Below are 12,237 nucleotides of genomic sequence, written 5' to 3'. Positions count from 1 at the left end.
GCCCGAGCCGCCAAGGACGCCGGGGTTGCCGACGCCGATCGGGCGCCCACAAGGGACGCCCCTACGCGTGCAACCCAAACGTAATCCGGTCTGATCAGAGAAAGACGCTGGTCACGCGGACGCCCAGCTCGGTGTCGATCAGGATCAGGTCGCCGCGCGCGACGAGCCGGCCGTTGGAGGTGATCTCGACGGGCTCGCGGCTGTGCCGGCCGGCTTCGAGGACGTCGCCCGGCTTGAGATCGGCCAGCCGGCCCATGGGGAGGTTGATCCGGCCCAGCTCGACCGTCAGGGTCACCGGCGCGTCGAGCGGCGAGGGGGCGTCTTGGTCGTGGGGGCTCATGGCGAGGTCGTTCCCGAGGTTGAGGGGCGTTCTAGTTCCCGGTTGTTGGACGAGCGGACCGGCGACCCGATAACTTCGTGCCGAACTGCCGGCCAACGGCTCGACGGCGATCCGCCAGCCGCCTGCCGACGCGCCCAGGTCGCAGACCATCTCGATCGGCCCGACGGGGTCGCTCGGCGTGCCGGTCAACGGCGGATCGGCCAGGGGCAAGACGCCGCCGACCCGGAGCCGTCGCAGGCCGCCCGGCATGCGGACCTTCCCCGCGACGACCCGCCAGTCGGCCGACAGCGCGCGGATCTTGGGCGACGGCGATGCGGCCTTCGGAGCCTGTCGGCCGCTCGTTCCCGCGTCGATCCAGGCGTCGGCCAGCGACTCGGGAAGCCAGACCCGCACGGCCCCGGCGACGTCTCCCACCCGAACCGCCCACCGCACGGTGACGACGTCACCCAGGCCGTCGACGTCGAACGGATCGGGACTCACGCGGTCGATCGACAGGTCGAGCGAGCCGTTGATCTCTTCGAGGCAGCGGACGATCAGGTAGGTCCAGACGCCCCACTCGACCGGCGTGAGCTGGAGCCGGGTTTCGGCGAACGGACGGTCGAAGCCGAGCAGCCGGTCGACGACGGCGTGGGCGATCGGGACTTCCACGCCCAGGCCAAGCCGCGTTCGCTTGCGCGGCCAGCGGAGCTGGGCCGACAACCCCGGCCGTCCCAGGCCGGCGGCTCGCCAATCGACCTCGGGACGATCGAAGACGACGGACGTCCGGACCGCCTCGCCGAGCCAGGCGAACACCGGGCTGAGCGGCCCACCGCCCTGCCAGGCCGCGAACCGGCGCTCGAGCTCGACCTGTCGCCGCGTCACGCGCGGAAGGCCGTTCCAGACGTCGGCTTCGGGCTCCGCGGCCTCAGTGCTCATCGTCGATCCTCTCCGGCGCCAAGGGGAACGGCGTCGCGATCCGGTTTTCCAGGATGAGGTGGTCCCACGCGGTCCGCAGGATCAGCGATTCCAGCCGCGAGACCGCCGCCGCGCGCTTGGGGGCCGAGGGCATGAGCGTGCGGACCCGCTTGACGATCGGATACGGCAGATGCTGAAGCGCCCAACGCACCCGGAACGGCTCGCAATCGGCGAGCAGCCGGGCCAGCGTGACGAGGCCCAGCAGCGCGGTGCGACGGCGGCCGGAGACGCGCGCTTTTGCGACCGTCTCCAGGTCGCGGCGCGCCCAATCGCGGGTCTCGGGCGGCGGAGGGCCCAGCCGATCGAAAACCCAACCGGCGCGCTCGGCCGCCGCGTCGTCCGGTCCCCGGGCGAGGAGCGACTTGACCAGGCCGACGGTCCACCAGAGGCGATAGCCTTCCAGGGGCGAAGGCCGCGCCAGAGCGACGATCGCCGGCGGGTCGTCGGCGCGCTCGGCCGCGCCGCCGACGAGCCGCTCGGTCCAGAGCGCCGAGATCCAGTCGAGCACCTCGGGATGCGGCGCGCGGTCGGGCGTGGGAACGCCCCCCGACGCGAGCAAGGCCCGGCGGACGACCGACGGCCCGTGAGCGGCGACGACCGCGCGGACGGCCGGCGACTCGTCCTGAAGCGCCCGGAGCAGCCATGTGGGATGAATCCAGTCGAAATCGACGGTCGCCTCATCCCGATGCATCCGGCGAAGCCACTCGTCGGCCGCCCCCGGTTCGCCGACGGCCCGGCCCGGCGCTTCGCCCGGAGGCCCCCAGGCCTGGACCGCCGCCGCGAAGGCGAGCCCGGCGGCGGCCGAAGCGTGATCAGGATTATCGCCCGGGTTCATGGTGTCGGTCGTCATGTCGGGCCCTGCCTACGCCCACTTCTTGATCAAGGTCAGACAGGGCCGGTCGCGGTCGACGGCGACCTCGTCAAAGCCGTGGAGAGCCGCGTCCATCGCGTCGCCCGCCGCGCCGGCGGGCCCGTCGAGCCAGTCGAGCCGTCCCTGGAAGGCCACGACCAGTTGCTCGGGCGTCAGCTCGTACCGCAGCAACGACGCGTCGCAGCCCGGATGGGCCGCCGTCCATCGGCTGATCGCACCGCGAACGCCCTCGATCGCCCGGTTCACGCGCTCGACCGACTCGTCGCCCAGCGGGGTGCGGCCGAGGATCAGGTTGTGAAGCTGCGCCAGCTTGCGGAGGGTCTCGTCGTCGTCGGGCTCGGTCAGCGGGGCCGAATCCTCGATCACCTCGCAGCCCGCCCGCCCCCGAAAGTCCTCGGCGTGCTGGAGGGCCTGGAAGATCTGGTCGGGCGTGTACGGCTTAGAGACGAAGTCGTCGGCGCCGGCGCGGAAGCTCTCGATCCGGTTCTCGGGGGCGAGCCGGGCCGTGACGATCACCAGCGGGATCAGGCAGGCGGTGCGCGACGACTTGAGCATGCGGCAGATCTCGTAGCCGTTGACGTCGGGCAGCATCAGATCGAGGAAGACGATGTCGGGCGCGTGATCCTTGAGATACCGCAGCGCATCGCCGCCGTTCAAGGCGGCGGTCGACCGATAGCCTCGGAGCTTGAGCAGCATTCCCAGGAGCTTGTTGGCTTCGGGTTCGTCTTCGACGATGAGCGCTGTGGGCATCTCGTTCTCACGGAAAACCATAATCAAGCCAGGATATGTTCGTGTTCGCGTGCCCGGGCGGGTCCGGCCTCAGGGGTGCGTCGAGGGCTCCTGGCGCGTCTCGGCCTCGGGCCGAGGCGTACCGGCCGGCGGCGGCGGCGGCTCAGGGCGGTCGGCGGCCGCGACCCGGGGGAGGTGGACGGTCAGCCGGGTCCCTCCCCCTTCCAGGCTCTCGGCCGACACGCGTCCGCCGTGCATCTCGACGAATTGCTTGGCGATGGGCAGGCCCAGACCGAGCCCTCGCTTTTGAAACCCGAAGTCGCCCGAAGAGTGGCGGCTGGGGTCGAACTGAGTGAAAAACGGCTGGAACAGGTGTTCGAGAGCGCCGGGCTCAAGGCCGACGCCGCGGTCCTCGATCTCGACGACGGCCTCGTCCTGATCGCCGAGTCGGGCCCGGAGCGTGATCAGGCCGCGGTCGGGCGTGAACTTGATGGCGTTGGTCATCAGGTTGACCAGCACCGCGTTGATCTTGTCGGGGTCGATCTCGAACGAGCCGAGGTTCGGGGCCAGATCGATGTCCATCTGAAGATGCCGCGCGTGAATGAACGGCCGCACCTGATCGAGAACTCCCTGAATCAGGGCGGCCAGCTCGACTGGCCGGCGCTGGAGGGTCCGCCGGAAGTCTTCGGCCCGAAGCAGGGTCAGCATGCTCGTCACCAGCCGCGAGAGCTGCCGCCCGCTGGCGGTGATCTGGCGGAGGATCTCGCATTCCTCGTCGGGGCGGTTGGCCTGCGACAGTCGCAGAAGTTCGGTCAGGCCCAGCACCAGCGTGATGGGCGTGTTGAATTCATGACTGGCGACCTCGATGAACGCCGTCTTCAACTGCCCGGCGCGGGCCAGCTCTTCGTTGGCATGGGTGAGTCGGGCGTTGGCCTCCTGAAGCTCGGCGATCAGCTCCTTGCGATCGGCGAGCAGGTTGTGCTTCTCGGCGGCCTCGCGGATGATCCCTTCGAGTTCGTTGGTGTCCCAGGGCTTGAGGATGTACCGGAAGATGTGGCCTTCGTTGACGGCGTTGATCACCGCCTGGATGTCGGCGTAGCCGGTGAAGAGCATGCGGATGGCGTCGGGCTGGATCTGCCGGGCCTGGCTGAGGAAGACGTCCCCCGACATCCCGGGCATCCGCTGGTCCGAGAGGATCAGGTGGACCTCGTTCTCGTGCAGCAGCTCGATCGCGGCTTTCCCGGTGGTGGCGGTAAGCACCCGGTACGCGCGGTGGAACTGGTGCCGCAGGCTCTCCAGCACATCCACTTCGTCGTCGACGATCAAGAGGGTATGCCGCCGCTTCATCCGGTTCGCTCCACCCTCGGTCGGGACGCGTGCGAGTCGTCCGTCGCGTGGGTCCTTTTGGCTCTCGCCTCGGGCCGTAAGATTCCGTCCATCATACAGTTCCAACACCGGTTCGTGGTCGCTGATCGAATCGAAGGGTCGGGACGTCGTTGCGGCCGCGTTCATAAGACGGGAGAACTCGGGGCGACGGGATCGGCGTGGTCGTCGGCCCGCAGCCGATGGACCTCCGACTCCAGGCTGGTCACCCGGTTCTTGAGGCCCTCGATCTCCCCCAGCAGCACTTCCCGCTCGCGGGCGACGAGTTCGAGCCGGTCGTACTCGAGAGCGGCTTGCCGCACCGCGGCCAGCAATTCCTCGGGCTGCCAGGGCTTGCGGATGAACTGGAACACATGCCCCTGGTTGATCGCCGCAATCACCGACTCCAGATCCGCGAACCCGGTGAAGAGCATCCGGACCGCCTGCGGATAACGCGACTTGAGCCGGCAGAGCAACTCGACGCCCGTGATCTGCGGCATCCGCTGGTCCGACATCACGATGTGGACCTCTTCCTGCTGCATCAGTTGGTAGCCCTCCTCGGCGCTGTGCGCCTTGAGGACGTGGAACTCCCGTCGCAGCAGGTCGTGCACCGAGTCGCAGACGTTGGGCTCATCGTCCACGATCAGCAGGCAATGCTTGTTCTTGGCCATGACCGACCGAGCCCTCCAGAATTCTCGCCAATCGACTCCCGGAACGCATGCACGCGGCCTGGCGCACCAGCGCGGCTCGGCACGCCCCGTCGAACCTCTCTTACTGTATCATTTCCGATCTCCGTGGACAGCCTTCCGCGTTCGATCTCGGACGACGTTCGCCGAACGACGCCGAGAATCAGGACCGCGACAGCAGGGCGAGCAGGGCGTCGTGGTCGACGGGCTTGACGAGATGATGGTCGAAGCCCGCCTCGCGCGACCGGCGTTTGTCTTCGTCCTGGCCGTATCCCGAGACCGCGATGATGACGGCGTCGCGCGAGCCCTCTTGCCGCCGCAGCCGCGACGCCACCTCGTACCCGTCCATGCCCGGCAGGCCGATGTCGAGGAGAATGAACTCCGGACGCTGATCGCAGGCGATCGCCAGGGCCTCCTCGCCGTGGCTCGCCGTCCGAACCTCGTGGCCGATGCATTTAAGGAGCATGGAGAGCGCCTGGGCGTGGTCGGCGGCGTCGTCGACCACGAGGATGCGGGACGACCGGAGCGCGCCGGGCGGCCTGGACAGGGACGCCTCGGGCGTCGGCGGGCGGCTCGCGGCGGGGAGCCGGACCAGGAACATGCTCCCCCGGCCTGGGCCGTCGCTCTCGGCCGTGATGGTCCCTCCATGAAGGTCGACCAGCTTCTTGACGACGGTCAGGCCGATCCCGAGACCCCCTTCCGAGCGCGATAGCGAGCGGTCGCCCTGGATGAACATCTCGAACACCCTGGGCAGCATGTCGGCCGAGATGCCGAAACCGACGTCCTTCACGGCGATCACTACGTCGTCGCCCTCGCGGACGCCGGAGAATTCGATCCGACCGCCGTCGTCGCTGTACTTCGCGGCGTTGTTCAGCAGGTTCACCACCACCTGTTCGAGCCGCGTCGGGTCGGCTTCGACCCACAGCGCGCCCCGGTCGATCGCGATCGCAAGCGTGTGCCGCCGCTGCTCGATGAGCGGTCGGACGCTCTCCACCGCGCTTTCGAGCAACGGAGTCGCCTCCACCAGCCCGACCCGCAGGTCGATCTTGCCGCGGTTGATCCGCGCGACGTCGAGAAGATCCTCGATCAGCCGCGTCAGGTGTCTGACCTGGCGGTTGACGACCTCCATCGCCCAGTCGATCCGCCCCGGCGCGACGCCGGCTTTCTTCGAGACCATCACGGCGCCGCCGATCGCCGCCAGCGGATTGCGCAGTTCGTGGGCGAGCATGGCCAGAAACTCATCCTTCCGCGTGTCGTTCTCGCGCAGCTCTTGATTCAGCCGTTCGCGCTCGCTCTCGTCGATCTTCCGCTGGGTGATGTCGCGGAAGACCATGACGACGCCGCGGATTTCGCCCTGGTCGTCGCGAATCGGCGCGGCGCTGTCGTCGATGGGCCGCTCGACCCCGTCCTTGGCGAGCAGGATCGTGTGGTTGGCGAGCCCCTGGATGCGCCCCGTCTCAAGCACCTTTTGCACCGGGTTGGGGCTGGGCTCGCGGGTCGCCTCGTTGCAGATGGGGAAGACGTCGTCCAAGGCCTTGCCGATCGCGTCGGCCGCGGTCCACCCCGTCAGCTCCTCGGCGATCACGTTCAGGAAGGTGACGCGGCCCTTGGGGTCGGTGGCGATCACGGCGTCGCCGATGCTCTGGAGGGTCGTCGACAACCACTCGGCCCGCAGCGCCAGCTCGCGACGGCTCAGCTGGCTCAGGTGATGGATGACGACGACCAGCGCGAGGGCCAGCCCCGACGCCACGGCGAACGTCAATATGGTCTGAGCGATCGCCGCGGACTGCTCCTCCCTGAGCCGACTCCGGGCCGCGACCTCTTCGCTCTCCTGGCCCACGATCTGGTCGACGATCGCCCCCATCAGCGCCTTGCCTCGACCTGACTTGACGACGGCCAGGGCGGCCTCGAACCCCTGCTCGCGCTGCAAGCGGAGCGTCCCGGCGAGTTCGGCCAGCTTGACCTTGGCGATCCGCTCGATTTTCTCGGCGTTCGACCTCCTGATCGGGTCGCCGCCCGCCAGCTCCTTGAGCCGCTCCATCGAGCCGTCGATGGTCGACACCGCCCGGTTGTAAGGCTCGAGGTACGCTTCCTCCCCGGTGAGTAGAAACCCACGCTGGCCGGTCTCGGCGTCACGCAGGTTGGAGAGCACGTCGCCAAGGCTCTTGATCACGTCGTAGGTCCGCGACGTCTGATCCCTGCGCTGACTGATCGTCCGCAAGTTCCAGTACGTGACGACGGCGTTCAAGGACAGCAGCCCCAGGGCGAGCGCGTACCAGACCGAGAGTCGTCGCTGCGACGGCCAGTTGGACGTGATGGGGCTCATTGTCTTTGGTCTCGTGCCATCTCGATCGCGGGCCGGACTTCGCCCGTCGATCAGCGCGAACGTCAGTCTACAGACTCTAACGCATCCGATCGCGGAGACCACCCCGAACCCCGATTCCGCCCTCGGACGCTGAAAACCCGAAACGATCCGGATGATCTGTTAAAATCGGGGAAGCTCCATCTGGAAATTACGAGCCCGAAGCGCCAGCGAGTGACTGGTTCCAACGGCCGAATCGGAATTCCACTCGCTGACGCTTCGGGCTCGTTCGTATCCGGACCCGGCCCACGCCGAGCGACCGATTCTCGGGGACGGACCGGGGCTGCGGACCGCCTACAGAATCGGGCGGAGGGCACGACACGACGATGAGTGAGCATTCGAAAATCGAATGGACCGACGCGACCTGGAACCCGATCCGGGGTTGTACCAAGATCAGCCCCGGCTGCGCGCATTGCTACGCCGAGACCTTCGCCGAGCGGTTTCGAGGCGTGCCGGGCCACCCGTACGAGCGCGGGTTCGACCTCCGGACCGTCCCGGAGAAGCTGGCCGATCCGCTCCGCTGGCCCCGGCCCCGGTCGGTCTTCGTCAACTCGATGAGCGACCTGTTCCACGAAGCCCTCGACGACGCGTCGATCGAGGCCGTAGTCCGCGTGATGCGGCTGGCCGACTGGCACACCTACCAGGTCTTGACCAAAAGGTCGGAACGGCTGCAAACCCTGTTGACGACGAAACTTCGAGACGCGGCGCGACTGCCGCACATCTGGTGGGGCGTCAGCGTCGAGAACCACCGCCACGGCGCGAGCCGGATTCGACACCTCCAGGACGCGCCGGCGGCGGTCCGCTTCCTGTCCGTCGAACCGCTGCTCGAAGACCTCGGCCGCCTGGACCTCGAAGGGATCTCCTGGGTGATCGTCGGCGGCGAGAGCGGCCACGGCGCCCGGCCGCTCGACCCCGATTGGGTCCGTTCGATCCGCGACCAGTGCCGGGCCGCCGACGTCGCCTTCTTCTTCAAGCAATGGGGAGGCGTCCGCAAGAACCGCACCGGCCGCGAACTCGACGGCGCGACCCACGACCAGATCCCCCCACGGCCTCCCCGTCCGTTGCCTTCGCTCAACGACCGCCGGAACCTGATCGCCCAGCTCGAATCCACCACGCCGACCTCGGCCTGACGAATCTCGAAAAACCCCGTCGCTATTGCACGGTTGGTAGTAAGTTAGAGGAAGCCGACCGGTGCGCCCGGCGGCCCGCCCCGATCCAGAACCGCGACGAGATCGCCAAAACCCGCGCGAACAAAGCCAATCCGCCGGGCGACGGAAATGGTCGGCGGGCAACCGATCAGGACCGAGGGAGGGAGTGGAAATCGACGTGATTCCGCGCGATCGAAGCCAATCGCTGAATGAGCGTAAAGTCTTTGACAATCAAAGATTTAACCCACCCATACGGCGATTCGGGCGCGCGAACGGACCCAATTTCGGGGAACGTCCTGGATCGGGCGAAGACGGGTCGGCGGAGGGTCGCGGAGCATCGAAAACCGCGCGAACGGACCCAATCGGCGGTGACGGCGGCGGACAGACCGAGCCCTTCCGCGAAATCCGCGCGTTCGGCAAATCCGGCCAAAACGAGGCGACGTGGGCTCTTGGACTTCCGAAAGAATGCGTTACAATGAACCGAGACTCATGTCGACAAACGGCCTATGGGCGTTCTCGAAAGGGGTCCTCCTCACATCCTTTGCGACTCGACGACTTCTAGAAATCGATGCGACGTGCGGGCCCGGGCGAAGGGCGGGGCCCATCGACAGCCGATATACCAGGCAATGACTTCCGGCTTGGTCGATCGCGATCGAGGCGGATTGGTGATTTCGGGCAGCGGGGAGGCGCCGAACGTGGCTTTCGAGAAGAAATCGCCGGCTGAATCCAGCTCGCGCATTCTTTTCAATTGCGGATTCGGTCATAATCTCTCGGTATTGGCTGTTTTCGACCGTGGTGCGTGAACGCTGGCTCCCATCGTTGTTGACCGAGAAGGTCGGGACGGTTTCCATGAAGGTTCAGCTCATCGTCGTCCGGGGCAAGCCCGAGGGGAAAGTGATCCCCCTCGTAGGCCCGAAATTCAAGATCGGCCGCGGCGAGACCTGCCATCTCCGGCCCAACAGCGAGCAGGTCAGTCGTGAACATGCCGAATTCACGATCAACGGCGACGTCGTCACGGTCGGCGACCTCGGCAGCCGCAACGGCACGCTCGTCAACGGCAAGGCGCTGACCACCGAGACGTGTCAGCTCAAGGACCGCGACCTTGTGCAGGTCGGACCGCTGACCTTCGCCGTCTCGATTCAGAGATCCCCCGCGGCCGTGGCGGCCGCCCCGGCCAAGCCCGCCCCGGCTGCGGCCAGCGCTCCGAGCCCGGCCGCCAAGCCCGCGGCGCCTTCGCCCCCCGTGGCGCCCGCCCTCGCGCCGCAGGCCAAGGGCAAGGCGGCGCCGGAAGACGTCTCGAACGACGAGATCGATTCGTGGCTGTTCGGCGAGGGGACGGGTACCTCGCCCGACCAGCCGACGAGCGTCTACGGCGGTGACACGATCACCATCACCGCCTTCAAAGACGCCGCCGAGCCCGCCGCCGCCCCCGTCGCCGCCACGCCCAGCACCCCGGCGAAGCCCCCTTCCGTCGCCAGCGACGACGAGTATGAGCGACAGGAGGAAGAAGAAGCGGAAGAGGAGGAGGAAGAAGAGGAAGAAGAAAACCTCGACGAAGAGAATGAGGACGAGGAAGATGAGGAAGAGGCTGCGGCCGAGGAGGAGTTCGTCGACGAGTCGAACCCGTTCTACGTCGCCAAGAAGGCCCAGAAGCAGCAAACTCAGCCGGGCGGAAAGCCGGTGGCAGGGGCCAACCAGCAATTCAAGGACACCAGCGACGCCGCCAGCGAGATCTTGCGGAAGCTGATGGAGAAGCGAAGGGCTTCAAAATAATCGAGATCCGCGTCCGCGTCCCGTTTCGTCCTCGATTGGTCCCCGGGTCGTATTCGTCTCCGTATGTCCAGCCAAGAAACCGTAGCTTGGGATGATCTGTTTGAAGAGGCCCACGAGGGGCTCAGCGCGCTGATTGATCGGCTTGAGAGCGTGGTCGTCGGCCAACGGCCGCTGCTCGAAAAGCTGATCGTCGCGCTCCTGGCCGGCGGGCACGTACTGGTCGAGGGCGTTCCGGGCCTGGCCAAGACCCGGGCCGTCCGGGCGCTGGCGCGGGCGCTCGACCTGCCGTTCCGGCGGATCCAGTTCACGCCCGACCTGTTGCCGGCCGACCTGACGGGCACCCAGATCTATCGGCCGGCGACCGGCGAGTTCGACGTCCGCCCCGGCCCGGTCGTCACCAGCGTCCTGCTGGCCGACGAGATCAACCGTGCGCCTGCGAAGGTCCAGAGCGCGCTCCTGGAAGCCATGCAGGAGGGGCAGATCACTGTCGGCGACGAGACGATCATCCTGCCCGAGACCTTCTGGGTCCTCGCCACCCAGAACCCGATCGAGCACGAGGGGACCTACCCCCTGCCCGAGGCTCAGCTCGATCGCTTTCTCATGAAAGTGCTTGTTGATTACCCGGCACGGGACGCCGAGCTGGCGATGCTCGACCTGCCGAGCGTGGCCGAGACGTCGCTCGCCGAGTCGTGGCCGAGCGACGAGCCCCCTCTGTTCACCCCCGACGACGTGCTCCGGTTCCGTCGGCTGGCGGCCTCGGTCCAGACGGCGCCGGCGATCAAGGAATACGTGGTCGACCTCGTGCGGGCGACCCGCGATCCCGAGGCGTACGGCCTCGGCCTCGCCCCGCTGATCGAGCTGGGCGCGAGCCCCCGGGCGACCATCGCCCTGATCCGCGCGGCCCGCGCGCACGCCCTTCTCGCCCGCCGCGACTACGTGACGCCGCACGACGTCAAGTCGCTCGCCCGCGACGTCCTCCGCCACCGGATCATGATCAGCTACGAGGCCGACGCCGAGGGCCTGTCGGTCGACGACGTCCTCATACGCATACTTGACCACATCCCCGTACCTTGATGCCGAGCATATTCCGCGCCCTCCAAACACGGCCCCGAGCCGTGCGGCGCGCGTTCACTTCCAGGGCCACCAGGCGAGGTAGCCTTCCCAGATCCGGTCGAGGGCGACGGCCGCCCGGGCGTGGATCTTGACGTCGACCAGGCCCGACGCGGCGGTGACGTCGGGGTTGATCTCGACCGTGGTCTTGCCGGCGGCCTGGGCCGTCCGCAGCGGGGCGACGATGTAGTCGAAGACGCTGCTGGTCCCGATGCTGAAGACCACGTCGAACCCCCGGGCCGTCTCGGCTTCCAGCCGCCGCAGCTTGGCCTCGGGCAGATGCTCGCCGAAGAGGACGACGTCGGGCCGAAGCACGCCCCCGCAGTCGGGGCAAAGGGGCGGCAGCCCCAGACCGGAGTAGTCGGCCACCCGCTCGTGGAACCGGCACCGCGTACACCGCAGCTCGTGAAGGTCGCCGTGGACATCGATCACATGGCGCGAGCCGGCGGCCTGGTGCAGGCCGTCGACGTTCTGGGTCAGCACCCAGACCGCGTCGAAGTACCCCTCCATCTCGGCGAGGACCCGGTGCCCGCGATTCGGCTCGGCACCCCGGCTCGCCCGCTCGATCTCCAGCAGGTGATGCCACGCGACCTCGGGCCTGGCGGCGAGCATCGAGCCGGAGAGGGCCGCCTCGATCGAGTGGCCGTGGCTGGTGGTCCGATCGGCGCTGTAGAGCCCGTCCGCCCCTCGGTACGTCGGCAGTCCCGAATCGGCCGACATCCCCGCGCCCGTCACCGCCAGCACCCTTCGCGCGCGGCCGAGCCGCTGCACGACCCGCTGGACGGCCCGCGCGTCGTCGTCGGAAAGCTCGAGATCGGCGGCAGGTCGGTCGGAGCGGGAGGGCTCCATGCGAGGCGGCCTTTTTCCGGGAGGCGATTCGCGTCGTAAACTACCAGATAGGA

Annotated in this window: 10 protein-coding genes; 3 read left to right on the top strand and 7 right to left on the bottom strand. The window is 67.9% G+C overall.

Features of this window, described 5'->3' with window-relative positions:
• Positions 1 to 94 precede the first annotated feature (94 nt).
• The 6 genes from BSF38_RS18550 to BSF38_RS18525 all read right to left on the bottom strand — a co-directional run bounded on the left by BSF38_RS18550 (position 95) and on the right by BSF38_RS18525 (position 7,268).
• Positions 95 to 1,255 (bottom strand): FliM/FliN family flagellar motor switch protein, encoded by a 1,161-nt coding sequence (locus BSF38_RS18550; protein WP_076348075.1) that lies wholly within the window; start codon positions 1,253 to 1,255, stop codon positions 95 to 97.
• A complete protein-coding gene (locus tag BSF38_RS18545; RefSeq protein WP_076348073.1) occupies positions 1,245 to 2,144 on the bottom strand; it encodes a hypothetical protein in 900 nt (299 codons plus the stop codon). Before BSF38_RS18545 ends, BSF38_RS18550 begins: the two co-directional genes overlap by 11 nt.
• Before the next feature lie 12 nt (positions 2,145 to 2,156).
• Positions 2,157 to 2,915, bottom strand: coding sequence for a response regulator (locus tag BSF38_RS18540; RefSeq protein WP_076351111.1), 759 nt, complete (start codon positions 2,913 to 2,915; stop codon positions 2,157 to 2,159).
• Positions 2,916 to 2,984: 69 nt separating this feature from the next.
• Entirely contained in the window at positions 2,985 to 4,241 is a 1,257-nt protein-coding gene (locus BSF38_RS18535; RefSeq protein WP_083713943.1) for a hybrid sensor histidine kinase/response regulator, read from the bottom strand.
• Between the two features lie 161 nt (positions 4,242 to 4,402).
• Complete coding sequence (locus BSF38_RS18530) at positions 4,403 to 4,927, bottom strand: response regulator (RefSeq protein ID WP_076348071.1); 525 nt, start codon at positions 4,925 to 4,927, stop codon at positions 4,403 to 4,405.
• Between the two features lie 178 nt (positions 4,928 to 5,105).
• On the bottom strand, positions 5,106 to 7,268 hold the full coding sequence (locus BSF38_RS18525) for a hybrid sensor histidine kinase/response regulator (RefSeq protein WP_076348069.1): 2,163 nt from the start codon (positions 7,266 to 7,268) through the stop codon (positions 5,106 to 5,108).
• A 362-nt stretch (positions 7,269 to 7,630) separates the two neighbouring features.
• Between BSF38_RS18525 and BSF38_RS18520 the strand changes: the two genes are divergently transcribed.
• The 3 genes from BSF38_RS18520 (at position 7,631) to BSF38_RS18505 (ending at position 11,299) form a co-directional block, all read left to right on the top strand.
• Entirely contained in the window at positions 7,631 to 8,434 is an 804-nt protein-coding gene (locus tag BSF38_RS18520) for a DUF5131 family protein (RefSeq protein ID WP_076348067.1), read from the top strand.
• Between the two features lie 867 nt (positions 8,435 to 9,301).
• A complete protein-coding gene (locus BSF38_RS31725; RefSeq protein WP_145952219.1) occupies positions 9,302 to 10,225 on the top strand; it encodes an FHA domain-containing protein in 924 nt (307 codons plus the stop codon).
• Positions 10,226 to 10,288: 63 nt separating this feature from the next.
• Positions 10,289 to 11,299 (top strand): AAA family ATPase, encoded by a 1,011-nt coding sequence (locus BSF38_RS18505; protein ID WP_076348061.1) that lies wholly within the window; start codon positions 10,289 to 10,291, stop codon positions 11,297 to 11,299.
• Positions 11,300 to 11,353: 54 nt separating this feature from the next.
• On the opposite strand, the gene BSF38_RS18500 is transcribed toward BSF38_RS18505, so the two are convergent.
• Complete coding sequence (locus tag BSF38_RS18500) at positions 11,354 to 12,184, bottom strand: SIR2 family NAD-dependent protein deacylase (protein WP_076348059.1); 831 nt, start codon at positions 12,182 to 12,184, stop codon at positions 11,354 to 11,356.
• Positions 12,185 to 12,237: the final 53 nt, after the last annotated feature.

This window comes from Paludisphaera borealis, from assembly GCF_001956985.1.
GTDB classification, from domain to species: Bacteria; Planctomycetota; Planctomycetia; order Isosphaerales; family Isosphaeraceae; genus Paludisphaera; species Paludisphaera borealis.
Note: the sequence above shows the minus strand (reverse complement) of the source record. Positions and strands in the feature narration are given on the sequence as shown.

Coding starts and splice junctions, on each gene's coding strand:
- BSF38_RS18550 (WP_076348075.1), bottom strand. CDS start 1,255: ATGAGCACTGAGGCCGCGGAGCCCGAAGCCGACGTCTGGAACGGCCTT.
- BSF38_RS18545 (WP_076348073.1), bottom strand. CDS start 2,144: ATGACGACCGACACCATGAACCCGGGCGATAATCCTGATCACGCTTCG.
- BSF38_RS18540 (WP_076351111.1), bottom strand. CDS start 2,915: ATGCCCACAGCGCTCATCGTCGAAGACGAACCCGAAGCCAACAAGCTC.
- BSF38_RS18535 (WP_083713943.1), bottom strand. CDS start 4,241: ATGAAGCGGCGGCATACCCTCTTGATCGTCGACGACGAAGTGGATGTG.
- BSF38_RS18530 (WP_076348071.1), bottom strand. CDS start 4,927: ATGGCCAAGAACAAGCATTGCCTGCTGATCGTGGACGATGAGCCCAAC.
- BSF38_RS18525 (WP_076348069.1), bottom strand. CDS start 7,268: ATGAGCCCCATCACGTCCAACTGGCCGTCGCAGCGACGACTCTCGGTC.
- BSF38_RS18520 (WP_076348067.1), top strand. CDS start 7,631: ATGAGTGAGCATTCGAAAATCGAATGGACCGACGCGACCTGGAACCCG.
- BSF38_RS31725 (WP_145952219.1), top strand. CDS start 9,302: ATGAAGGTTCAGCTCATCGTCGTCCGGGGCAAGCCCGAGGGGAAAGTG.
- BSF38_RS18505 (WP_076348061.1), top strand. CDS start 10,289: ATGTCCAGCCAAGAAACCGTAGCTTGGGATGATCTGTTTGAAGAGGCC.
- BSF38_RS18500 (WP_076348059.1), bottom strand. CDS start 12,184: ATGGAGCCCTCCCGCTCCGACCGACCTGCCGCCGATCTCGAGCTTTCC.